The 22,385-nt window shown below is 71.3% G+C and carries 19 protein-coding genes and 1 pseudogene; 8 read left to right on the forward strand and 12 right to left on the reverse strand.

Going from position 1 to position 22,385, the window contains the following annotated elements; genetic code table 11:
* Nucleotides 1-2: 2 nt before the first annotated feature.
* Nucleotides 3-971, reverse strand: a complete 969-nt coding sequence (locus tag QSK36_RS27435; protein ID WP_285784363.1) for an ROK family protein — start codon at nt 969-971, stop codon at nt 3-5.
* Entirely contained in the window at nt 968-2,194 is a 1,227-nt protein-coding gene (locus QSK36_RS27440) for an FIST signal transduction protein (RefSeq protein WP_183542639.1), read from the reverse strand. Before QSK36_RS27440 ends, QSK36_RS27435 begins: the two co-directional genes overlap by 4 nt.
* Before the next feature lie 161 nt (nt 2,195-2,355).
* On the opposite strand from QSK36_RS27440, the gene QSK36_RS27445 reads away from it, so the two are divergent.
* Nucleotides 2,356-3,765, forward strand: a complete 1,410-nt coding sequence (locus QSK36_RS27445; RefSeq protein ID WP_285784364.1) for a sigma 54-interacting transcriptional regulator — start codon at nt 2,356-2,358, stop codon at nt 3,763-3,765.
* A gap of 13 nt (nt 3,766-3,778) precedes the next feature.
* On the opposite strand, the pseudogene QSK36_RS27450 reads toward QSK36_RS27445, so the two are convergent.
* Nucleotides 3,779-4,354 (reverse strand): annotated as a pseudogene (locus tag QSK36_RS27450) (RNA-guided endonuclease InsQ/TnpB family protein); the annotation flags it as partial.
* A gap of 135 nt (nt 4,355-4,489) precedes the next feature.
* Between QSK36_RS27450 and QSK36_RS27455 the strand changes: the two are divergent.
* The 3 genes from QSK36_RS27455 (at nt 4,490) to QSK36_RS27465 (ending at nt 8,661) form a co-directional block, all read left to right on the forward strand.
* Nucleotides 4,490-6,433 carry a vWA domain-containing protein gene (locus QSK36_RS27455; RefSeq protein ID WP_285784365.1) on the forward strand — a complete coding sequence of 648 codons (1,944 nt, stop codon included), beginning with the start codon at nt 4,490-4,492 and terminating at the stop codon, nt 6,431-6,433.
* 518 nt (nt 6,434-6,951) lie between these two features.
* A complete protein-coding gene (locus tag QSK36_RS27460) occupies nt 6,952-7,383 on the forward strand; it encodes a hypothetical protein (RefSeq protein ID WP_139577323.1) in 432 nt (143 codons plus the stop codon).
* Between the two features lie 72 nt (nt 7,384-7,455).
* Nucleotides 7,456-8,661, forward strand: a complete 1,206-nt coding sequence (locus tag QSK36_RS27465) for an MFS transporter (protein WP_285784366.1) — start codon at nt 7,456-7,458, stop codon at nt 8,659-8,661.
* A 30-nt stretch (nt 8,662-8,691) separates the two neighbouring features.
* On the opposite strand, the gene QSK36_RS27470 is transcribed toward QSK36_RS27465, so the two are convergent.
* Both QSK36_RS27470 and QSK36_RS27475 read right to left on the reverse strand, forming a co-directional pair.
* A complete protein-coding gene (locus QSK36_RS27470; protein WP_139577321.1) occupies nt 8,692-9,831 on the reverse strand; it encodes a cystathionine gamma-synthase in 1,140 nt (379 codons plus the stop codon).
* A gap of 105 nt (nt 9,832-9,936) precedes the next feature.
* Nucleotides 9,937-11,307: a cystathionine beta-synthase gene (locus QSK36_RS27475; protein WP_183542645.1), complete on the reverse strand. Its 1,371-nt coding sequence runs from the start codon at nt 11,305-11,307 to the stop codon at nt 9,937-9,939.
* Between the two features lie 122 nt (nt 11,308-11,429).
* On the opposite strand from QSK36_RS27475, the gene QSK36_RS27480 reads away from it, so the two are divergent.
* The 3 genes from QSK36_RS27480 to QSK36_RS27490 all read left to right on the forward strand — a co-directional run bounded on the left by QSK36_RS27480 (nt 11,430) and on the right by QSK36_RS27490 (nt 15,176).
* The gene (locus QSK36_RS27480; RefSeq protein WP_183542647.1) at nt 11,430-12,404 is read left to right on the forward strand and encodes an SGNH/GDSL hydrolase family protein; all 975 of its coding nucleotides are present in this window, start codon (nt 11,430-11,432) and stop codon (nt 12,402-12,404) included.
* A gap of 47 nt (nt 12,405-12,451) precedes the next feature.
* Nucleotides 12,452-13,819, forward strand: coding sequence for an outer membrane protein assembly factor BamB family protein (locus tag QSK36_RS27485; RefSeq protein WP_285784367.1), 1,368 nt, complete (start codon nt 12,452-12,454; stop codon nt 13,817-13,819).
* A gap of 139 nt (nt 13,820-13,958) precedes the next feature.
* Nucleotides 13,959-15,176, forward strand: coding sequence for an acetyl-CoA C-acetyltransferase (locus QSK36_RS27490; protein WP_183542651.1), 1,218 nt, complete (start codon nt 13,959-13,961; stop codon nt 15,174-15,176).
* A gap of 48 nt (nt 15,177-15,224) precedes the next feature.
* On the opposite strand, the gene QSK36_RS27495 is transcribed toward QSK36_RS27490, so the two are convergent.
* From QSK36_RS27495 to QSK36_RS27505, 3 genes are all read right to left on the reverse strand, one after another.
* Nucleotides 15,225-15,635, reverse strand: a complete 411-nt coding sequence (locus QSK36_RS27495) for a PPOX class F420-dependent oxidoreductase (RefSeq protein WP_183542653.1) — start codon at nt 15,633-15,635, stop codon at nt 15,225-15,227.
* Nucleotides 15,636-15,768: 133 nt separating this feature from the next.
* Nucleotides 15,769-15,987 (reverse strand): DUF4287 domain-containing protein, encoded by a 219-nt coding sequence (locus QSK36_RS27500; RefSeq protein WP_079315686.1) that lies wholly within the window; start codon nt 15,985-15,987, stop codon nt 15,769-15,771.
* Nucleotides 15,988-16,174: 187 nt separating this feature from the next.
* Entirely contained in the window at nt 16,175-16,960 is a 786-nt protein-coding gene (locus QSK36_RS27505; protein WP_183542655.1) for a Bax inhibitor-1/YccA family protein, read from the reverse strand.
* A gap of 904 nt (nt 16,961-17,864) precedes the next feature.
* Here QSK36_RS27505 and QSK36_RS27510 point away from each other — a divergent pair.
* On the forward strand, nt 17,865-18,884 hold the full coding sequence (locus QSK36_RS27510; protein WP_406540656.1) for a HAMP domain-containing sensor histidine kinase: 1,020 nt from the start codon (nt 17,865-17,867) through the stop codon (nt 18,882-18,884).
* A gap of 6 nt (nt 18,885-18,890) precedes the next feature.
* Here QSK36_RS27510 and QSK36_RS27515 read toward each other — a convergent pair whose 3' ends face one another.
* The 4 genes from QSK36_RS27515 to QSK36_RS27530 all read right to left on the reverse strand — a co-directional run bounded on the left by QSK36_RS27515 (nt 18,891) and on the right by QSK36_RS27530 (nt 22,095).
* The gene (locus tag QSK36_RS27515; RefSeq protein WP_285784368.1) at nt 18,891-19,862 is read right to left on the reverse strand and encodes an asparaginase; all 972 of its coding nucleotides are present in this window, start codon (nt 19,860-19,862) and stop codon (nt 18,891-18,893) included.
* The gene (locus QSK36_RS27520) at nt 19,859-20,680 is read right to left on the reverse strand and encodes a Clp protease N-terminal domain-containing protein (RefSeq protein ID WP_183542661.1); all 822 of its coding nucleotides are present in this window, start codon (nt 20,678-20,680) and stop codon (nt 19,859-19,861) included. Before QSK36_RS27520 ends, QSK36_RS27515 begins: the two co-directional genes overlap by 4 nt.
* Nucleotides 20,681-20,736: 56 nt before the next feature.
* On the reverse strand, nt 20,737-21,399 hold the full coding sequence (locus QSK36_RS27525) for a trypsin-like serine protease (protein ID WP_285784369.1): 663 nt from the start codon (nt 21,397-21,399) through the stop codon (nt 20,737-20,739).
* A 303-nt stretch (nt 21,400-21,702) separates the two neighbouring features.
* Nucleotides 21,703-22,095: a hypothetical protein gene (locus QSK36_RS27530; RefSeq protein ID WP_285784370.1), complete on the reverse strand. Its 393-nt coding sequence runs from the start codon at nt 22,093-22,095 to the stop codon at nt 21,703-21,705.
* Nucleotides 22,096-22,385 lie beyond the last annotated feature (290 nt).

Below are 22,385 nucleotides of genomic sequence, written 5' to 3' on the forward strand. Positions count from 1 at the left end.
CTTCAGATGCCGGGCGACCAGTATCTGTCTCCGGCGATCACGAGGGCGGCGGCGCCGACGAGACCGGCGTCCTGGCCGAGCGCGGCGGGCACGACCCGCACCCGCCCGGCGAACCCCATCCGGGTGTGCTCCCGCAGTGCCTCCTCCAGGGGCCGGAAAAGCAGGCCGCCCGCCTGGCTGAGCCCGCCGCCGACGGTCACGAGGTCGAGGTCGCACAGGTTGACGGCCGAGGCGATCGCGACGCCCAGGGCGCGCCCGGCCCGGGCCATCGCGGCCAGCGCGATCGGGTCGCCCGCCGCGGCGTCGGCGGCCAGCCTGCGCGCGGTGGCCGTCCCCTCCTCCCGGTAGAGGTCACCTTCGGTGACGGCATCGCCCGGAGACCAGCCCTGGGCGAGCGCCCAGGCGGCGAGACCGGGGCCGCGGGCGATCGCCTCCAGGCAGCCGTTGCCGCCGCAGCCGCACGGCGGGCCCTCGGGGTCGACCACGACATGGCCGATGTGACCGGCGTTGCCCGTCCCGCCGTCGATGAGCCTGCCGCCGAGGATCAGCCCGCCGCCGACCCCGGTCGACACGACCATCCCCAGCATGGCCGCGCTCCCCCGCCCGGCGCCGCACCAGTGCTCGGCGACGGCCAGGCAGATCGCGTCGTTGTGGATGCGAACCGGGACGCCGGGAAAGCGCGCGGCCAGCCTCCCGCGCAGCGGGAAGCCGCGCCAGCCGCCCATGTTGAGCGGCGAGACCTCCCCCTCGGGCCAGGTCATCGGGCCGCCGCAGCCGATGCCCACGCCGGCGAGGGCTGTGGGCACGTCCAGCCGGTCGAGCAGGGCGGTCAGCGTGCGCCACAGCGTCTCATCGTCGGCGCCCTGCGGGGTGGCGACCCGCTCGGCGGCCACGACCCGCCCGTCCGGCTCCACCAGCCCCGCCGCGAACTTCGTGCCGCCGATGTCGACGGCCAGAGTGAGGTCGCTCACGCGCCCGCTCCCGTACCGGTGGACAGTCCCGTGCCGCTGGAGAATCCGGTGCCGCTGGAGAAGACGAGCAACGACGCGGTGAAGCCGTGGACGTGGTTGTGCCCGCTGACCGGCCCGACCTCACCCGCGGCGAAGAACCCCGCCACCCCGATCGGCCCCAGCGTCTCGCGTACGGCGAGCGCGTCGTGGTCGGCCGAGCCGAACATGCCCGAGCCCCGGCCGTTGCAGGAGAACAGCAGGGCCCCCTCGACCCGGCCGGAGTGCTGCTGCAGGTGGGCGTCGAGCAGTTCGTAGAGGTCCTCGTCGGCGGCCTCGGCGTCCCTGACCTGGAACCGCACCGTCCTGCCGATCTCGATCACGTCGCCGACCGCCACCGCCTCGCGTTCGGGATCGATGCCGATGACCCCGCGGATCAGGAAGTCGCCGCGCTCGTGGCGCTCGGCGTACTCGTCCATGGCGATGCCGATCTGTAAACCGGCGGCCACCAGTTCGCGGTCCTCCTCGTCGAGGGCGCTGACGATGTCCTCCAGGCGGGCCAGGGCGGGCTGGCCGGCGAGCTCCAGCAGCACGTTGTCCTCGGCCCGGGTGACGGCCATGGACGGCCCGATGGGCCGGCAGCCCTGGCTCACCACCGTGCCGATGTTCACCGCGCCGCCGATGATCACTCCGATCGCCCCGGAGTCGTGGACCTCTCCGTTGGCGAACAGCCGCACGGAACCACGGCCCTGGAGCCCGTTGGCCAGGCCGCCGACGATCGGCAGGCTGCCCAGCACCTCGTGCGAGTGCTCGATGAACGCGTCGGTGGGGAAGCTGTAGGGGTCGGCGAGCAGGATCGCCGCCCGGTCGTCGGGGACGCGCTCGGGCAGCCCCACGACCACGAACCTGTCCTCCGTCCTGAGCGTCTCCAGGGCGAAGGTGTCGATCCTGGCGCCGCCGAGGGAGGCCGCCCACGCGCTGACGGCCGGGGTCAGCTCCACGCCCTGGCCGTGCCCGATGACGCCGGTCGCGCTGCAGCCGATCACGTCGGCTCCGGACGCGACGGACATCGCCCGCCGGCCCGCCCTGTCCACGTCGTCGGGATCGTCCCCGCAGATGAAGAAGCACACCAGGTCTGGCGGACCCGACAGGCCGGCCAACGCCTGGCGTACGGCCGTCTCGGCCGCTTCCACCAGGTTCGCGCCCACGGCGAGACCGTCGGCGAAGCGGCTCGTCAATACCGCCATGTCTCGCCCTCTCTTCCTCCGCGACTGTTTCCTTGGGCCGATTCTCCCCACTGAAAGGAGGTCGACGCACGGGCCGCCCGGCCAATTGGGCCAGGCGTCCGGCAGCGGTGTCTCCCAAACCCGGCTGCAGGATCGTCTGATGGGGACGTAGGCTCGACTCCGTGCACAAATCGCCCACGCCTGCCCCCAGCACTCTGCGTGAACTGCGCGAGAGTGGACACCGATACCGCACGGTCAAGGCCGAGATCAGGGAGAACCTCCTGGCCCGGCTGCGGGCCGGCGAGAACCGGTTCCCCGGCATCGTCGGCTTCGACGACACCGTCCTGCCCCACCTCGAGAGGGCGCTGATCGCCGGTCACGACCTCGTGCTCCTCGGCGAGCGCGGCCAGGGCAAGACCCGCCTGATCCGCACCATCACCGGCCTGCTCGACGAGTGGTCGCCCGTGGTCGAGGGCTGTGAGATCAACGACCACCCGTACGCGCCGGTCTGCGTCCGGTGCCGGCGGCTGGCCGCCGCCCACGGCGACGACCTGCCGGTCGCGTGGAAGCACCGCGAGGACCGGTACGGCGAGAAGCTGGCCACCCCGGACACCTCGGTCGGCGACCTGATCGGCGACGTCGACCCCATCAAGATCGCCGAGGGCCGCACGCTCGGCGACCCCGAGACGGTCCACTACGGCCTGGTCCCCCGGACCAACCGGGGCGTCTTCTCCGTCAACGAGCTGCCCGACCTGGCCGAGCGCATCCAGGTGGCGCTGCTCAACGTGCTGGAGGAGCGCGACATCCAGGTCCGCGGCTACAACCTGCGCCTCCCCCTCGACATCCTGCTGATCGCCAGCGCGAACCCCGAGGACTACACCAACCGCGGCCGGATCATCACCCCGCTGAAGGACCGCTTCGGCGCGGAGATCCGCACGCACTACCCCCGGACGATCGAGGACGAGCTGGTCCTGATCCGCCAGGAGGCCGACCTCGGCGCCCTCGGCGCGGACCTGCCCGACCACCTGGTGGAGGTGATCGCCCGGTTCACCCGTCTGGTCCGCGAGTCCACCGCCGTCGACTCCCGCTCGGGCGTGTCGGCCCGCTTCTCGATCGCCGCCGCCGAGACCGCCGCCGCCTCCGCCGTACGGCGGGCCGCGCTGACCGGGGAGGAACGGCCCGTCACGCGGGTGTGCGACCTGCCCGGCGTGGTCCACACGCTGCGCGGCAAGGTCGAGTTCGAGGTCAGCGAGGAGGGGCGGGAGATCGACGTGCTCGCCCACCTGCTGCGCCGCGCGACGGCCGAGACCTTCCGCGCCTCGCTCGGCGGCGCCGACCTCGCGCCGCTGCTCGGAAGGTTCGGCGAGGGCGCGCAGGTCGAGTCGGGCGAGCTGGTGGCGGCCCACGAGCTGCTGCGCAGGATCGGCCGCGTCGAGGGCCTGTCGAAGATCATGGCGCGGCTCGGCATGGGCGAGGGCGACGAGTCGCCCGGCCACGCCGCCGCGGCGCTGGAGTTCACGCTGGAGGGGCTCTACCTGATGCGCAGGCTGTCCAAGGACGAGACCGACGGCGGAACGGTGTACCGGACCTGACTTCCTTCCCCGCCTAAAGGCCGGGAATTCCCACCCTCGCGGGCTGGGCTTCCTGTTTCACCGCCGACCGCCGAAGGGAGGACCCTTGCGGACTCACGTCAGCTCCACAGACAGACACCGCTCGACCAGCGGCCAGGATGTTCTTGGCGGCGTTGACGTCCCGGTCGTGCCGGGTGCCGCATCCCGGGCACGTCCAGTGCCGGGTGGACAGGGACAGCGTGGCGAGCAGGTGCCCGCACGCGCTGCACGTCTTCGAGCTGGGATACCAGCGGTCGATCACGACCAGGCGCCGTCCGTACCGCTGGGTTTTGTATTCGAGCTGGCGGCGGAACTCGCCCCACCCGCAGTCGGAGATCGCCCGGGCGAGGTGCCGGTTGCGGATCATGCCTTTGACGTTGAGGTCTTCGATCACGATCAGGTCGTGGTCGCGGACCAGGCGGGTGGAGGTGCGGTGCGGGAAGTCGGCGCGGGCGTCGCGGACCTTGGTGTGGGCGCGGGCGACCTTCGCCCTGGCCTTGGCCCGGTTGTTGCTGCCGGGCTGTTTGCGGGCCATGCGCCGCTGGTAGCGGGCCAGGTTCCTGGCTTTGCGTTAAGCGAAAAGAGAGAAGCATGAGTGCTTGGGGCTGTGGGCTGTCCCGGCTTCGCCGGGCCACCCCTTGCAAGGTGCGGACTCCTCCCGGCCCTGAGGGGCCGGGCTTCCACCGGAGAATACGGTGACCCGGCCATGAGCTACTTCTACCGGGAGTATCACGACGGGCCTGATCCGCTGGCTCCGCCCTACGACGTGCGTTCGGCGCTGGACGAGATGGGCGACGCCATCCTGTCCGGCTCGACACCACTCGACGCGCTGCGCGACCTGCTCAGGCGAGGGCTCCCCGGCGCTCCCGACCGCCGCGGCCTCGACGACCTGCTCCGCCAGGTGCGGCGGCGCCGCCGAGAGCTGCGGGACAACACCCGGCTCGACGGCACGCTGGAACGCGCGCGCGCCCTGCTCGACAAGGCGATCGGCCAGGAGCGGGCCGAGCTGTTCCCTGATCCTTCCGACGACGCCCGCTTCCGGGAGTCGGCGCTCGACGCGCTGCCCTCGGACACGGCGCGGGCGGTTCAGGAGCTGGCCGACTACGACTGGCGGTCGGCCGCCGGGCGGCAGACGTTCGAGGAGCTGCGCGACCTGCTGCGCCGGGAGGTCCTCGACAGCCAGTTCCGCGGTATGCGCGACGCGCTGGCCAACCCCGACCCGGCCGCCATGGAGCGGGTCAGGCAGATGATGTCGGACCTCAACGACATGCTGGACCGCGACGCCCGGGGTGAGCACACCCAGGATGACTTCGACCGGTTCATGCAGCAATACGGGGACATGTTCCCCGAGAATCCGCGGAACCTCGACGAGCTGGTCGACCAGCTCGCCCGCCGCGCCGCCGCCGCGCAGCGGCTGCTCGCCTCGCTCACCCCGGAGCAGCGCGAGGAGCTGGCCGGGCTGATCAACCACACGCTGGAGCAGGCGGGCCTGGCCGAGCAGATGCGCCGGCTCGGCGACGCCCTCTACGCCCGCCGCCCCGACCTCGCCTGGGGCGCCCCCGAACGGGTGTCCGGCGAGCAGCCGATGGGCATGGGCGACGCCGTTACGGCCCTGCAGGAGCTGGCCGACCTCGGCGATCTGGAGACCGCGCTGCGCCAGGACTACCCCGGCGCCCGGCTCGACGACGTCGACGAGGCCGCCATCAGGCGGGCGCTCGGCCGCTCGGCCGTGGACGACCTGGAGGCCCTGCGGCAGGTCGAGCGCGAGCTGGAGGCCCAGGGCTACCTGCGGCGCAACCGCGGCAAGCTGGAGCTCACCCCCAAGGCCGTACGCCGGCTCGGGGAGACCGCCCTGCGCCGGGTCTTCGCCTCGCTCGACTCGGGCCGCCGCGGCGACCACGACCAGCGCGACGCGGGCACGGCCGGGGAGCCGACCGGATCGACTCGTTCGTGGCGCTTCGGCGACGAGCAGCCCATCGACGTCGTGCGTACGGTCGTCAACGGCGTACGGCGGGGCGGCGGCGCGCCAGTGAGCCTGTCGGTGGACGACTTCGAGGTCGTGGAGACCGAGCGGCGCTCGGCGGCGGCCGTGTGCCTGCTGGTCGACCTGTCCTACTCGATGGCCCTGCGCGGCACCTGGGCGGCGGCCAAGCAGACCGCCCTCGCCCTCCAGGCGCTGGTGGCCTCGAAGTTCCCGCAGGACGCGGTGCAGATCATCGGGTTCTCGAACTACGCGCGGGTGCTGCGGCCCGACGAGCTGGCCGGGCTCGAATGGGACATGGTCCAGGGCACCAACCTGCACCACGCCCTGCTGATCGCGGGCCGTCACCTCGACCGGCACCCGGACTTCGAACCGGTGGTCCTGGTGGTGACCGACGGCGAGCCGACGGCGCACCTGATGCGCAACGGCGTGCCGCGTTTCGAGTGGCCGCCGTCGCAGGAGACGCTGACGCTGACGCTCGCCGAGGTCGACAAGATGACCCGGCGGCGTGCGACGATCAACGTCTTCATGCTGGCCGCCGACGACCGGCTGCGCGAGTTCGTGGACGAGGTCGCCCGGCGCAACGGCGGCCGCGTCTTCTCCGCCAGCGCCGACCGCCTCGGCGAGTACGTCGTCAGCGACTTCCTGCGCGCCCGCCGCACCCGCTGACGAGGGCCGGGCCGCACGCAGCCCGTGGTCGCGGCCCGGTCCTGGCCCAGTCGCGGCCCGGTCGCGGCCTTATGGGACGTCGCGAAGCGGTTCGTCGCCTGTCATGCGGGCATGGCTAAGCGCATCGGCGTGACACGGGGGCGCGTCAAGCACCGGACACTGGGAACACTCGGAAAGCACGGGCAGCGGGCGCGAGCGGGGAGACGGCGGCCGTGACCCCGGGAGACGGCACCGGCGGATCGATAATCGATTGCCGACCGGGCTGCAATCGGCGGACGATAGACAGGCATCCCCTGTTCGCGCTGGTCGTTCCACATGCCGGTGGAAGGAGCGCTCCCATGTTCGCAGCGGTAGGCCTCGTCGTTCTCATGATCCTCACCGGAGTGCTGTACGAGATGGCGGTCCACAACCGCCCCCGTCGCCGGAAGTAGTTCCTCGACGCCCCGGCGTCCGACGCGCCCGCGACGAGGGCGTCCGGGCGACTGCGGGCCGATAAGCCCAGGCGATAGCCTCTGCCCATGTCGCCTCTCGACCATTTCCTGCTGTGGCTGCACATAGGGTTCGCGATCTTCGCGCTCGGTCCGCTCACGGCGGTCACGAGCGTCACACCGCGCTACATACGGGCCAGGGAGGTCGCGGTGCTGCGGTATCTGCACCGCGCGACCCGGCTGTTCGGCCTGCTCACGATCGGGGTCTTCCTGTTCGGCCTGCTGCTTGGCCGCAGCGCTCTCGGCGCGCCCTACCTGTCGGTGTCGATGACGCTGTTCGTCGTCGCGGCCGTTCTGCTGGTGATCGTCGAGCGTGACCAGCGCACGGCCATCGCGGCGCTGTCCAGCGAGTCGCCGGAGGACGACGCCAAGGTGCAGACCGGTCGGATCGCCGCACTGGGCGGCATCAGCGCCCTGATCTGGCTCGTCATCCTGTTCCTGATGGTCTTCTTCAACCCCTAAGAGAAAGATTCCCGCTTTCCCCCGTATGTCCGGTAGAACGTCTTTGGCCGGAAACGGGGGAAAGAGGAGCGGGTGCACCTTACGACGCAACGCCGTGCGGCGTGGGCGCTGGTCGCCCTCGCCGTCGGGGCCTTCACCTACGTCACCGCCGAGGTCCTCCCCATCGGGCTGCTCACGGTCATGGCGGCCGACCTGGACCGGTCGCCGTCCGAGACGGGTCTGCTGGTCACGGGGTACGCCGCGGTCGTGGTGCTGGCGTCGCTGCCGCTCACCCGGCTGACCCAGCGGGTGCCGCGGCGCAGGTTGCTCACCGTCACGCTCGGCGTGTTCGTCGCGGGGATGCTGCTGACCGCCGTGGCGCCGAACTACCCGGTGCTGCTGGGCGGGCGGCTGCTGGTCGCGGCCACCCAGGCGCTGTTCTGGTCGGTCGCGACCCCGGCCGCGGCGGCGATGTTCCCCCCGGAGATCCGGGGGCGCGCGATCGCCCGGATGTCGATCGGCAGTTCCCTGGGGCCCGTCCTCGGCGTCCCCGCGGGCACCTGGCTCGGCCAGCAGGTCGGCTGGCGGATGGCGTTCGCCCTGGCCGCCGCCGTCGGCCTCGTCACGTGCGTCACCGTGGCGACGCTGATGCCGCGCGTGGGCTCCGACGGCCACGAACCGGGCCGCGGCGCGACCCCGGACGCCCGCCGCTACGCGCTGCTCATCGTCGCCACCGTCATCGGCGTGGGCGGCTACCTCACCGCGTACACCTACATCACGCCGTTCCTGCTGGACTTCGGCGGCTTCGCCCCGGCCGCGCTCAGCCCGCTGCTCCTCGCGTCCGGAATCGCCGGGGTCGCGGGGACCATCGTGGTCGGCCGGCTGCTCGACAGGCGGCCCAGGACCGCCCTCGTCGGGCCGCTGGCCCTCATCACGTGCGCGCTGCTCACCCTGTACGTCTTCGGCGCCCTGCGCCCGGTGGCGGTGGTGGCCCTCTGCGTGACGGGCATGTCGTTCAGCGCGCTGGCGGCGGCCATCGCGAGCCGCGCGCTGCAGGTGGCCCCGGGCAGCACCGACATCGCCTCGGCCGGCAGCGGCTCGGCCTTCAACGTCGGCATCGCGGGCGGGTCGCTGCTCGGCGGCGCGCTCATCGACCACTCGGGGGTCCGCAGCGTGACCGTGGCGGGCGCCCTCCTGACCGCCGCGGCGCTCGCCGCCCTGCTGTGCGAACGGTGGGTGGCTCCCACCCGCGCCTCCGCGCCGGAGCGTACGGCCCCGACGCGGAGCGGGCGCTACTAGACAGAGCGCGGAGCGGGCGTCAGACGGTCGTCAGCCGAGGGCCTCGGAGAGGTCGGCCAGGAGGTCGTCGACGGTCTCGATGCCGACCGACAGGCGGACCAGGTCGGCCGGGACCTCCAGCGGCGACCCGGCGGCCGACGCGTGGGTCATCCGGCCGGGGTGCTCGATCAGGGACTCGACGCCGCCGAGCGACTCCCCGAGTGTGAACAGCTTGGCGCGGTTGCAGATCTCGACGGCCGCCTCCTCGCCGCCCTCGACGCGGAACGACACCATCCCGCCGAAGCGCCGCATCTGCTTGGCCGCGACCTCGTGGCCGGGATGCTCGGGCAGGCCCGGGTAGAGGACCTGGACGACCTTCGGGTGCGACAGCAGCAGGTCGACCACGCGCTCGGCGTTGTCGCAGTGCCGGTCCATGCGCACGCCCAGCGTCTTGAGGCCGCGCAGGGTGAGCCAGGAGTCGAACGGCCCGGCCACCGCGCCCATCGCGTTCTGGTGGTAGGCAAGCCGCTCGCCGAGGTCCGCCGACCGCGTCACCAGCGCCCCGCCGACCACGTCGGAGTGGCCGCCGACGTACTTGGTCGTCGAGTGGACCACGGCGTCCGCGCCCAGGCTGAGCGGCTGCTGCAGATAGGGCGAGGCGAAGGTGTTGTCCACCACGAGCACCGCGCCGCCGTCGTGGGCGACGTCCGCCAGCGCGGCGATGTCCGCGACGTTCAGCAGCGGGTTCGTGGGCGTCTCCACCCAGACCGCCTTCGTTTCCGGCCGTACGGCGGCGCGCACCGCGTCCAGGTCGCCGAGCGGCACCGGGTCGAAGGAGACCCCCCACTCCTGGAGCACCCGGGAGAACAGCCGGTAGGTGCCGCCGTACGCGTCGTCGGGGATCACCACGTGGTCGCCGGGCTTGCAGACGGTCCGCAGCAGCGTGTCCTCGGCGGCGAGGCCCGACGCGAAGGCCAGCCCGCGCACGCCGCCCTCGACGGCGGCCAGCGCCTCCTCAAGGGCGGTCCTGGTCGGGTTGGCCGACCGGCTGTACTCGTATCCCGCCCGCAGTCCGCCCACGCCGTCCTGCTTGTAGGTGGACACGGCGTATATAGGAGGAACGACGGCGCCCGTGTGCGGGTCCGCCTCCTGGCCCGCGTGGATGGCCAGCGTCTCGAAACCTTGGTTCATGGGGTCGAGCGTAGCCGCCCGGCCCGCCTGGTCCCGGCGGGCGCGTCAGCCGTCAGCCCAGTGACCGGCCCAGTGACCGGCTCAGTCGCCGGCTCAGTCGCCGGCTCAGTGGTTGGCGAGGAAGGCCAGCAGGTCCTGACGGGTGACCATGCCCACCGGCTTGCCGTCGTCGAGGACCACGGCGGCGTCGGCCTTCTCCAGCGCCTCGACCGCCCGGGCCACCGGCTCGCCCGACCCGATCATGGGCAGCGGGGCGGACATGTGGCCGCCGATCTCGTCCTCGGACCGCACCCGGCCGCGGTAGAGGCCCTCCAGCAGGTCGCGCTCCACGATCGAGCCGATGACCTCGGCCGCCATGACCGGCGGCTCCTCCTTCATCACCGGAAGCTGGGAGACGTTGTACTCCCGCATGATCGAGATCGCGGTGCCGACGGACTCGTGCGGGTGGACGTGGACGAACTCGGGCAGTCCTGGCGTCTTGCGCCCCAGCACATCGCCGACCAGGCCCTCCTCGCTCGACGTGGTGAGGAAGCCGTAGTCGGCCATCCACTCGTCGTTGAAGATCTTCGACAGGTAGCCGCGGCCGCCGTCGGGCAGCAGCACGACCACGACGTCGTCCGGCCCGGCCGCCTGGGCCACCCGTATGGCCGCCACCACCGCCATCCCGCACGAGCCCCCGACGAGCAGCGCCTCCTCGCGGGCGAGCCTGCGGGTCATGCCGAACGAGTCCTTGTCGGAGACCGCGATGATCTCGTCGCAGATCGTGGTGTCGTACGTCGCGGGCCAGATGTCCTCGCCCACGCCCTCCACCAGGTAGGGACGGCCGGTGCCGCCGGAGTAGACGGAACCGACGGGGTCGGCGCCGACGACCTTCACCCGGCCGCCGGAGACCTCCTTGAGGTACTTGCCGGTGCCGCTGATCGTCCCGCCGGTGCCGATGCCGGCGACGAAGTGCGTGATCCTGCCCTCGGTCTGCTCCCAGATCTCCGGGCCGGTGGAGTGGTAGTGGCTCGCCGGGTTCTCGGGGTTGGAGTACTGGTCGGGCTTCCAGGCGTTCGGGATCTCGCGGGCCAGCCGGTCGGACACCGAGTAGTACGAGTCGGGGTGGTCGGGCGAGACGGCGGTCGGGCAGACGACGACCTCCGCGCCGTACGCCCGGAGCACGTTGATCTTGTCCTGGGCGACCTTGTCCGGGCAGACGAACAGGCAGCGGTAGCCCTTCTCCTGCGCCACGATGGCCAGGCCCACACCGGTGTTGCCGGAGGTCGGCTCGACGATCGTGCCGCCGGGCTTGAGCTCGCCGCTCCGCTCGGCCGCCTCGATCATCCGCACCGCGATGCGGTCCTTCACCGAGCCGCCGGGGTTGAAGTACTCCACCTTGGCCAGGACCTGGGCGGGCGCGCCCGCCGTGACCTTGCGCAGCCGGACGAGCGGGGTGTTGCCCATCAGCTCCACCAGCGAGTCGTGTACGCGCACCGCGATGACCACCTTGTTTGCCGAAGCTTGTCAGCCTGCCGTCAGCCGGGGTTCCGATAGGGGTGGCCGGAACTCGGCTAGTTTCTTAACTTCAAACCGTACCGTGAGCGTGAGGAGGGCGGGTGGTCTGGACGTCCGGCGCGGTGCGCGCCGCGCGGCGCATCGCCACCGCCGCCGCCGTGGGCGGAGGCGGGCTCACGGCCCTGGGAGCGGTCACGTACGGCCTGTTGATGGCCGAGGCCATGGTGGCCAGGCGCATCGTGGGGCAGCCGCACGGCCTCGACGGCCCGCAGGCCGACGGCGTGTACGGCGCATTCCCCGGGGAGCCGATCCGGATGGCCGTCCTCGGCGACTCGACCTCCGTCGGCCTCGGCATGACCCGCCCCGAGGACACCCCGGCCGTCCGCATCGCGTACGGGCTCGCGGCGGTGGCCGAGCGCCCGGTGCGCCTCACCGTGGTCGGCCAGTCGGGCGCGGCGTCGGTGGACCTCGGCGTCCAGGTGGACCGCGCGCTGGAGGCCCGCCCGGAGATCGCGGTCGTCTTCGTGGGGGCCAACGACGTGACCACGGCCACCCTGCCGGCCCGGGCCGTGCGGCACCTGCAGAAGGCCGTGCGCCGGCTGCGCGAGGCCGGTGCGGAGGTGGTCGTGGGGACCTGCCCCGACCTCGGCACCGCACGCCCGATCGCGCAACCGCTCCGATGGGTCACCCGGCGCTGGTCGCGGCAGCTCGCCGCGGCCCAGACGGTCGCCGTCGTCGAGGCGGGCGGCCGCACGGTGGCGTTCGCCGACCTGCTCGGACCCGAGTTCGACGCGAACCCGGCCGAGATGTTCGGACCTGATCGTTTTCATCCATCTGCCCGAGGTTACCTACAGGCCGCGTACGCAGTGCTACCGTCTGTATGCGCCGCGTTGGGGTTGTGGCCCGAGCCGGAACCCGTGCGCGTCGAAGGATCGCAATACCTCTTGGCCGCAATGGCCGTGGAGGAACCCGGCACCGAGGTCACCGCGACCCGAGTCGCCGGCCGGGCGGTCGGCCCCCATGGACGGTGGGCGGCGCTGCTCCGCCGGAGACCCGGGCCGCTTCCGAACGCCTAGAGCCGGTTACCTCCTGCGGCCGGGCCATCACCCCCTGTAGGAGCGAAATGATCCGGCCCCAGCTGAACCACGTGAAACCCGCTCTGGCGCTCGCCGCGACCGCCCTGCTGACCGGGGGCGCCCTCACCGGCTGCTCCGGCGGCGACGAAGCCGCCAAGGACTCCCCGGCCTGGCAGAACACGCAGGTGAACGCGGTCAGCCGGGCCACCACGGGAGGCGGCGTCGCGGCCACCACCTCCATGCGGCCCGACGGCTCCCTGGAGACCGTCGCCCTCGACCTCGCCACCGGCCGCCGGCTGTGGGCGCACCCCGCGACGATGGCGGGCCGGCTCCCCGGCATGGGGGTGCAGGCTCCGGCGACCGTGGAGACCGGCGGCGGGCAGGCCGCGGTGATCGCGCTCGACCCCGCCGCGGCCGGGCACAAGGGCGCCACGCTGGTCGCCAGGGACGCCCGCACCGGGCAGCAGAAGTGGACCAGGCCCGTGCGGTCCACCTTCGGGCCGCAGCGCTGCGGGCCGTATGTCTGCGTCTCCGAGGACACCGCGCTCTCGTCCGCCCGCGTCGTGGTCCTCGACCCCCGCACCGGCGCCGTGAAGTGGCGCCTGGCCGGCATCGCGGAGGTCGAGTGGTCCGACGCGTCCAAGGTCGTCCTGCTCAGGCTCGCCTCCCACCCGGTGCTGGAGGCCCGCGCGCTCAAGGACGGCAAGACCGTCTGGCAGCTGCCGATCGAGCAGGCCCTCGGCCCCGACGTCGACCTGAGCGGGGGCTGGGCCTTCGGCGCGACGGGCGACAAGATCATCGGGTACGTCGCCCCGTACACCAACCCCCAGACCAAGGAGACCTCGACGTTCGGCCTGTTCTCCGCGCGTCTCGCCGACGGCGCCGTCGACTGGATGCGGCCGTCCGTCGTCCGCGTCTACCCCAGCGGCAACCCCGCGTACGCGCCGGTGGTCCGGCCGGTCGACGAGCAGGGCCAGTACGGCGGGTTCGCCCGGCTCGACGCCGAGACCGGACGGGTCCTGGGGCAGATCACGCCCACTCAGGTCCCCGGGTCGGGCTGGTGGCTGGCCTTCCCTTCCGAGATGAACAAGCTCGGCTTCCTCAAGCGCGACGCGCCCGGTTCGGTCTTCGATCTCAGCACCGGCGAGCCGACCCCGGTGAGCGGCGCCACCGGCTGGTCGTTCTGCGTGACCGACCCCAAGCCGCTGCCGCTGCGCGGCATGATCTCCGGGTTCTACTCGATCGCGGCGCTGTGCGAGTTCGACCTGGCCACGGGTAAGCGCAAGGACTCCTCCTCCGCGCCGCCCTCCTGGTTCACCGGCAGCCAGAACGGCTGGCGCCTGTGGCGCGACGAGAAGGGCGGCCTCCACGCCGTCAACGACGGCACCGCCACCACCCCCGGCATGTACGGCTGATTGATCGACTTGTGCAGTAGTACAAAATTCTGGTGAGTGGGGCCCGGGGCGTGGCGGGCGGCGTACCGAGGGGTAACCTCCGGGAAGGAGGCCCCCCGAACCCTGAGTGGAGGGGCACGAGATCAGGCAGGAGAGTCACATGCCCGAGGCAGTCATCGTGGCGACCGCGCGGTCGCCGATCGGCCGCGCCTTCAAGGGGTCACTCAAGGACATCCGCCCGGACGACCTGACCGTGCAGATGGTCCGCGCCGCGCTGGCGAAGGTGCCGCAGCTCGACCCGAACGACGTTGACGACCTCATGCTGGGCTGCGGGCTCCCCGGCGGCGAGCAGGGCCACAACCTGGGACGCGTGGTCGCAGTGATGCTCGGGCTCGACAACGTGCCGGGCACCACGGTGACCCGCTACTGCTCCTCTTCTCTGCAGACGACCCGGATGGCGTTCCACGCCATCAAGGCGGGCGAGGGCGACGTGTTCATCTCGGCGGGTGTCGAGACCGTCTCCCGCTTCATGAACGGCAGCTCCGACATGCCCCAGGCGCAGAGCCCGCTGTTCGACGAGGCGAAGGCACGGACGGAGGAGACCGCGAAGGGTGGTGCGCCGGTGTGGCACGACCCGCGCGAGGACGGCGCCCTGCCCGACGTCTACATCGCCATGGGCCAGACGGCCGAGAACGTCGCGGCCCTGAGGGGCGTCTCGCGGCGCGAGCAGGACGAGTTCGGCGTGCGCTCGCAGAACCTCGCCGAGAAGGCCATCGCCAACGGCTTCTGGGAGAGCGACATCACCCCGGTGACGCTCCCCGACGGCACCGTGGCGAGCAAGGACGACGGCCCCAGGGCCGGCACGACGTACGAGGCGGTCTCGCAGCTCAAGCCGGTCTTCCGGCCGGACGGCACGGTGACGGCGGGCAACTGCTGCCCGCTGAACGACGGCGCCGCCGCGGTGGTCGTCATGAGCGACACCAAGGCCGCCGAGCTGGGCATCACGCCGCTCGCCCGGATCGTGTCGACCGGCGTCACCGGCCTGTCCCCCGAGATCATGGGACTGGGCCCGATCGAGGCGTCGCGGCAGGCCCTCGCCCGCGCGGGCATGTCGATCGGCGACGTCGACCTGGTCGAGATCAACGAGGCGTTCGCGGCCCAGGTGATCCCCTCCTACCAGGAGCTGGGCATCGACATCGAGCGGCTCAACGTGAACGGAGGCGCGATCGCGGTGGGCCACCCCTTCGGCATGACCGGCGCCCGCATCACCTCCACGCTGGTCAACAGCCTCCGGTTCCACGACAAGTCGATCGGGCTGGAGACGATGTGCGTCGGCGGCGGCCAGGGCATGGCGATGGTCCTGGAGCGGCTGTCCTGAGCGACGGGATACACGCCGGTCCCGGCCAGGGCCGGGACCGGCGCGAACTCAGCCGTGGTAGTCGGGGCCCGCGCGCGTGGGCTCGACCCGGATGATCACCCGCTTGTCCCGGATCATCACGGCGCGGTAGTCGTCCCAGTCCGGGTGCTCGCCGCTGATGTCGCGGTAGTACTGCACCAGGGGCTCCATCGCGTCCGGCAGCGAGACAACGTGGGCGATGCCCTCGATCTGCATCCACTCGCCATAGAAGGCGTCGGTCATCACGGTGAGCACGACCTGGGGGTTCTCCCGCAGGTTGCGGGTCTTGACGGCCGTCTCGCGGCTGCTGATCACGATGTAGCCGTCCTTGTCGCAGCCGACGGTCACCGGGGAGGTCTGCGGCCTCCCGTCCGGATAGCGGGTCAGCATGACCGCTCGGTGGTTGCTCCTGACGAACTCACGCGCCTTGTCGAGATCCATAGAACAATGATGCGCCCGCACCGGGCCGGTGCGGGCGCGTCAGTGCTGCCTCAGGACGGAAGCCTCCGTACAGAGCGCGGTACGGCTGCTGCTGGTGTGCGCGGGATGTCACTGCCCCTTCCCGCGCCCCGGTCTAGAAGCGACGGCGCCGTTCGTGCTCGAGGACGATCGCGGCGGCGTAGCCGTGGCTCAGCCCGTGCTCGTCGGCGAGCCAGTTGGCCCGCTCTTCGCAGCGTAGGAACGACGGGCCGTTGTCGATGGCTTCGAACCACTCTGGGAGGTCGCGCCCGGTTATGGACGGGACACGGGCGATCAGCTTGTTCTGGGTCTCCGGTGAGTGGTTCAACGACATGGGCACCTCCACGGAAAAGGCTGCTTTGTGTCACAGTGCATCACCGGTCCGCGCTTGACAAGACCTCAGTGGCATTGATTTGTTACAGGATGTTGATCGAAAGTTGCAGTGCCGATCACCAGATCCTGATATAGCGCAACAAAGGGGCGCCGCTCCCGGAGGAACGGCACCCCTTCCGCTCGTACGGCTAATCGTTGTTCGTGAAGTAGCTGATGAAGCGGAGGATCTCCAGGTAGAGCCAGACGAGGCTCAGGGTCAGGCCGAACGCCATCAGCCACGAGTAGCGCTCCGGCACGCCGGCCCGCACCCCCTGCTCGATCTCGCTGAAGTCGAGCAGCAGGAAGAAGCAGCCGAGGAGGATCATGCCGACGCTGAAGATCCAGCCGATGGGGCTGTCGGTGCGCAGGCCCAGGCCACCGCTGACGAAGATGCTCGCGATCCAGTTGATCAGCAGGAGGCCGATCGCGCCGAACGCGGCCGCGACCACGAACTTGGCGAACTTCGGCGTCGGCCGGAAGATCTTCAGCGCGTACACAGCCAGCGTGCCGCCGAAGGCCACCATCGTGCCGAGCACGGCCTGCAGGACGATGCCGTTGTAGACATTGTCGTACATGTGGCTCAGCACGCCGATGGCGACGCCGTAGCAGACGGAGTAGCCGAGGATCAGCGCCGGATTCGTGCTCTGGCGGAACGACACGATGAGCCCGAGGATCAGGCCCACGATCATCGCCGGCGCCGCCAGCCCCCAGCCGACGTTGAAGTACCAGGCCAGGGCCGCCGACACGACGAGCGTGCCGAGGGTCATGAAGCCGCGCACGACGACGTCGTCGATCGTCATGGTCCGCGCCGCCGGGGGAGCGTACGAGGGGGTGGCGTACATCTGGTTCAGCTGCTGCACGCTGGGCGTCGGACCGGCCCACGCCTGCTGACCAGCCGCCCCGCGCCGACTGAATATGGGGTTCTTGCTCTCCATTCGCTTCCTCCAGGACGCGACTCACTGATCAGCCGCTGCGCGGCCTAGTGGGGATGGTGCCCGAGGAGCGGTGCCCCTACAAGGGGGAGCGCCACTCCACCACAGTGGCAACGATCAGGCTTCCGGGCGAGTTCCCGCCGTCGCTCACCGAAAACGACGGCCGACGCCGACCGCGCGGAGCAAACTTGAATAATTCCTTTACTTGAACTCTTCAAGTCTAATGCTAGCGTTGGTGCGGAGCCGAGAAGTAGCGGCCTGACCAGGCAGAACGCCTCAGCCACCACTCCGCCTGCCGTTGCGAGCCTCTCATTCCAAATCAGATCGGCACAGCATGCCGTCCGGACGGCCACTTCGACGCCGGAGAGCCGCCCGTCCGCCGCCAGTGCCGCAGGGGAATGTCATCGCAAGGAGGACGGCGATGAACGTCAGCGGCCCACCGTTATTGCGAAGGTTCCAGCCTCATTCCATCCGAGGACGCATCACCGTCCTCATCACGGCGCTCGCCACCCTGCTGCTGATCCCCACCGGGATCCTGGGCAGCATGCTTGCCCGGCAGGCGTTCTCCACGGCGGTCTGGCTCGACGCCCGCCAGGAGGCGGCGCTCACCGCCGCCGCGTGGCGTGCGGGCCATTTCCGCCACATCATCAATCCTCAGGTGGCCGGGATCGACCTGGTCCAGGTGGTGGCTCCCAATCGGCGGGTGCTCGCCGCGTCGCCCGCCGCCCGGGGGATGCCCCCGCTGACTTCCTTCTGGCCGTCCCAGCAGGACCCGATGCAGGACCTGCAGGCCTGCACGCACGACGGGTTCGGCTGCCTGCGTCTGTCCGCGCTGCGGGTGACGCCGGGGCCCGACTCCCCCGTCGTGTACGCGGGACGCCCCATCGAGGGGTTCACTCCCGTCACGATGTTCGATCTACTCTTCACCGCGGAGGTATCCGTGCTCGTGCTGCTCACCGCCTGGGCCACCTGGAAGGTGGCCGGACGCACCCTGCGCCCCGTCGAGGCCATCCGCAGCGACCTGGCCACCGTCAACGTGAACGACCTGGACACCCGGGTGCCCGTACCGGCCGGGGACGACGAGATCGCACGGCTCGCCCGCACCGTGAACAGCACGCTCGCCCGCATCGAGCAGGCGAAGCTCACCACCGAGCAGGCGCTGCGGCGGCAGCGCGAGTTCGCCGCGGACGCCTCCCACGAACTGCGCACCCCGCTCGCCGGCCTGCGCACGCAACTGGAGGAGGCGCAGCTTCACCCCGACGAGACCGATCTGCGGTCGCTGCTCAGGGACGCACTGCTCGACGTCGAGCGGCTGGAAGCGATCATCGACGACCTGCTCCTGCTGGCGAAGGTGGGAGCGACGGCCCCGGGCCGCAAGCCCGTGGACGTGTCGGAGCTGGTCAGGGATGAGGTCGCCCGGCGGACCGACCGGATACCGGTGCGCCTTCGGCTGGAGGACGGCGTCAGGATGCACGCCGCGCCGCGCCACCTCGCCCGGCTGCTGACCAACCTGCTCGACAACGCGCAGCGGCACGCCCGGAGCGTGGTCGAGATCGGGCTCCGGCGCGACGACGGCTTCGTCGAGTTGTGGGTCGGCGACGACGGTCCCGGCGTCCCGGTGAGCGAACGGGAGCGGATCTTCGAGCGGTTCGCCAGGTCGGACACGGCGCGTAGCCGGGGCCGCGGGGGCGCCGGCCTCGGCCTGGCCATCGCCCGCGACATCGCCCGCGCCCACTGCGGCACCCTGGTGGCGGCCGAGTCGCCGTACGGCGGCGCCATGTTCGTGCTGTGCCTGCCGGTCTCCGGCTGCCCGCCGCACACCGACACCGCGCCCTCGCAGGCCGCGATCCGCGGCGCCGCGGGCCCGTACGCCGAGCCGCCGCGGGTGGAGAACGTCCCGGCGCCGCTGAACGAGGGACATGCCTGACGGCGGTCAGAGGCGGGCGAACCAGTCGCGGACGGCGTGCCGCCCGCCCCCGCCGAGCGCCACCATCAGGGCATATCGGGCCTTCACCGCTGCCAGCCCGCGTGCCCCGATGGCGCCGACCTTCGCGGCCAGCCCCAGGGCCGGCGGCAGGTCCTCCAGCGCGACCGGCCGGGTGCGGCACCGCGAGGCGACCACCACGGGGATGTACCACTCCGCCAGCTCACTGAGGGTCGCGTACAGGGTGATCGGGATGTTCCCGGCGCCGGTGCCCTCCAGCACCACGCCCCTGGCTCCGGCGTCCACGACGGACGTGACGAGCACGGGGTCCATCTCCGGGTACGTCTTGATCAGCGCGACGTGCGTCTCCGGCTCTCCCCGCGCGGCCGGGGGCCGCGGCGGCGGCGTCGCCGTCATCTCGACCCGGCCGTCCGCCACCCGGCCGAGGATCGGCGCGGGCGCGGACGACAAGGCCGCCACGCCCGTCGCGTCGGCCATCGTGACCCAGCGGGCCGCGTGCAGCTCGTCGTTCACGCAGACCACCGCGCCGACGCTGCGAAGAGCGGGATCGGCGGCGGCGACCAGGGACGACGCCAGGTTGCGCGGGCCGTCGCTCGACAGCTCGTCCAGCCCGCGCACGGCGCCGGTCAGCACGATGCCACCGCGTAGAGCGGCGGGGCCCGCGAGCAGGTCCGTGAGGAAGGCCGTCTCCTCGATCGTGTCCAGGCCGTGGGTGACGACCACGCCGTCGAACCCCTCGTCGAGCAGGGCCGAGCGGGCACGCCGGGCCAGCCGCAGCATGGTGGAGGGCGAGGTGTCCCAGCTCGGCTCGGCCTGCACGTCCTCGGTCACGACCTCCACACCGAGATCCCCGGGTACGGCCGCCAGCAGGTCGGCGGCCGTCGCGAGCCCCGGGCGGCTGGTGTGACGGGCGTACGCCATGACGTCGCCCGTCGCCACCAGCAGCACGCGTCCGGTCACGAGGCCTCGCCCTCGGCGGGCGCGGCGACTCCGGCGTGCTGCTCGAGCCGCTCGATGCGCCGCAGGAGCGGAGCGATCTCCTGACGAACGACCGCCGCCACGGCCTGCGCGGCGGTCTGGGAGGCGGCCTGAGGGGCGGTCTGGGATGCGGAGGCGTCCTGTGCCTGGGCCCGGAGGTGGACGTAGCCGGCGAGCGCCGCGACGACCGCGCGCCGTGTGAGGCGTGGCTCGGCGCCCCGATCCCGCAGCACCTGCCCGCCGATCCCGTCGGGCTCGGTGACCAGGCCGAGCAGCAGGTGCTCGCACCCGATGTAGTTGTGCCCCAGCGCATGGGCCTCGGTGACCGCCAGCTCGAGGGCGTTGGCCGCGTGTGCGTCGAACCGGCTCGGACCGTCCTTCCGCGTTCCCTCGTCCCCGGACTGCTCTGGACCGGCCGCCGCGGCGGGTACGGACGGGCGGCGGCTCGCGAGGTCGCGCTCGACCAGGGTGGGCTCGACCTCCATGGCTCGCAGGACGTGCAGGGCGAGGTTCTGCCCCTCGGCCAGCATCGCGGCGAGCAGGTGCTCGGTGCCGATGCCGGCGGCGTTCTCGGCCCGGGCCCGTTCCAGCGCCAGCCGGAAGACGGCGCGGGTCCTGGGCGTGAAGTGCGACAGCCGGGGGTCGTCGATCTCGAAATCGCCGAGGATGCTCTCGCGGATGGCGCTCACCCGGCGGACCGCCTGCTCCAGCGCCCGCTGGCAGATCGCGGACACCGGAAGTGCCGCTTCCTTGACCGCCTCCGCGAGATCATCCGGCAGGTACACGTTGATCTTAGGCATGCATTATTCATACCCCCATTGGGGGTACACGTCTACCCCCAATATTGAGTACGACGTCAGGGGAGCGTGACGTACTTGCCGAGGAACTCCCGGACCTCGGGGATGTCCAGGCGGTAGTCGACGTTGGTCGTCCGGCAGGCGTCGTCCACTCCGCTGATCGTCGTGGCCACGAGCAGGTTCGAGTCGGGGCCTCCGAGGTAGTTGGGGCCGCCCGAGTCGCCGTAGCAGGTTCCGCCGTCCCCTCGCGAGGGGTCCGGCGTCAGGTCGAGCCACCTGCTGCCGAGGCGCTTGAAGGAGATGGAGGTCTGACTGCGCGTGTCGGTGTAGTGGTACCGCCATCCGTGCCGCTTCTTCGTGGGGTCCACCGAGCCGTACCCGACCGGGGTGAAGCGCGCGGTCTTGAGACTGTCGTCGGCCTTGAGCTGGTCGAGCAGGCCCAGAGTGGGCAGCTTGGCCGGCGTGATGCCGGTGACGGGCTCGGAGAAGACCACGACCGCCAGGTCATAGGCCTCGCCGTTGTATCTCGAGTCGGGCACGTAGCGGCCGGTGTAGAGCTTCGCCCCGGCCTGGTAGTGGCTGGCGAAGGAGACCCGGGCGGCCTTCTGGCCCTTGTTCCCGCAGTGTGCGGCCGTGAGGAAGACGGTCGGCGAGATGAGGGTGCCGGTGCAGTACGACCACGTGCCGTCGCTTTCCGGCTTCTCACCGATGAGGGCTCCCACTTCCGGGTGATCGGTCGTATCGACCGAGCCATGGGTGATCGCCGACGCCGGCGAGGCGGTACCTGCCACCAAACCCGCAAGAATCATGACAAAAGGGACGAAACGCATGCACGAATGTATCCGAGCATGGGCTCCGCATGGCAAATGGAACGAAAAGATCTACCGATCGGCCGTCAGGCCGGGACTTCGCGCAGCAACGTCAGTCATCGACGACTGAGCCCGGCACGGGCCCCGCCTGGCTAAACAACGGAAGACCGCCCCTCCGATACAGGAGGAGCGGCCATTGCGATGCGGTCCGAGCCGCTAGTGGTGCACGCCGCCCTTGTGATGCGTGCCCTTGTGATGCGTGCCCTTGTGATGCGTGCCCTTGTGATGCGTGCCCTTGTGATGCGTGCCCTTGTGATGCGTGCCCTTGTGATGCGTGCCCTTGTGCTTACCAGGGTGGTGCTTGCCCTTGTGCTTACCAGGGTGGTGCTTGCCCTTGTGCTTACCAGGGTGGTGCTTGCCGCCCTTGTGCTTATGGCCGTGGCCATGCCCGTCATCCTGCGGCGACGCCGCCGACGCCGCCGACGCCGCCGATGCCGCGGCCACGTGACCCGAGCCCGGCGGGGGCGAGGCCAGGGCACCCTGAGTCGGCCACAGCACGAGCGCGCCGAAAAGGGCCGCACTTAAGATGCCGGTTCGTTTCCCGTTCATGTGATTCCTTCCGGCCGCGGCCTCTGTAGTGCCGCACGAGCGCGGCTAGAAGCCTCCCGAATCGGACATACGGGACTATTCCCCCCTTTGTGGGGTCATCGATGTACCAGCAGTCAAGTTGGCATCTCGAGTTGCAATGGCAACTCCAAAGACACTTTGGTAACAAGGTTGATCTCGCCCGCGGCTCGCTGTGACCGGCCCACGACCTGGACGCCTTCGGCCGGCCGCCGTGTCCTGATACGCGCACTATGGGCTGCGGCACCACCACACATACCGCCCGGCACGGGCGG

Source organism: Microbispora sp. NBRC 16548, from assembly GCF_030268985.1.
Taxonomy (GTDB): domain Bacteria; phylum Actinomycetota; class Actinomycetes; order Streptosporangiales; family Streptosporangiaceae; genus Microbispora; species Microbispora catharanthi.

What these genes read in the sequence shown, in the direction of transcription:
- QSK36_RS27440 (WP_183542639.1), bottom strand. Translation starts at nt 2,194, where the DNA reads ATGGCGGTATTGACGAGCCGCTTCGCCGACGGTCTCGCCGTGGGCGCG.
- QSK36_RS27455 (WP_285784365.1), top strand. Translation starts at nt 4,490, where the DNA reads ATGAGCTACTTCTACCGGGAGTATCACGACGGGCCTGATCCGCTGGCT.
- QSK36_RS27460 (WP_139577323.1), top strand. Translation starts at nt 6,952, where the DNA reads ATGTCGCCTCTCGACCATTTCCTGCTGTGGCTGCACATAGGGTTCGCG.
- QSK36_RS27470 (WP_139577321.1), bottom strand. Translation starts at nt 9,831, where the DNA reads ATGAACCAAGGTTTCGAGACGCTGGCCATCCACGCGGGCCAGGAGGCG.
- QSK36_RS27485 (WP_285784367.1), top strand. Translation starts at nt 12,452, where the DNA reads ATGATCCGGCCCCAGCTGAACCACGTGAAACCCGCTCTGGCGCTCGCC.
- QSK36_RS27490 (WP_183542651.1), top strand. Translation starts at nt 13,959, where the DNA reads ATGCCCGAGGCAGTCATCGTGGCGACCGCGCGGTCGCCGATCGGCCGC.
- QSK36_RS27495 (WP_183542653.1), bottom strand. Translation starts at nt 15,635, where the DNA reads ATGGATCTCGACAAGGCGCGTGAGTTCGTCAGGAGCAACCACCGAGCG.
- QSK36_RS27500 (WP_079315686.1), bottom strand. Translation starts at nt 15,987, where the DNA reads ATGTCGTTGAACCACTCACCGGAGACCCAGAACAAGCTGATCGCCCGT.
- QSK36_RS27505 (WP_183542655.1), bottom strand. Translation starts at nt 16,960, where the DNA reads ATGGAGAGCAAGAACCCCATATTCAGTCGGCGCGGGGCGGCTGGTCAG.
- QSK36_RS27510 (WP_406540656.1), top strand. Translation starts at nt 17,865, where the DNA reads ATGTTCGATCTACTCTTCACCGCGGAGGTATCCGTGCTCGTGCTGCTC.
- QSK36_RS27520 (WP_183542661.1), bottom strand. Translation starts at nt 20,680, where the DNA reads ATGCCTAAGATCAACGTGTACCTGCCGGATGATCTCGCGGAGGCGGTC.
- QSK36_RS27530 (WP_285784370.1), bottom strand. Translation starts at nt 22,095, where the DNA reads ATGAACGGGAAACGAACCGGCATCTTAAGTGCGGCCCTTTTCGGCGCG.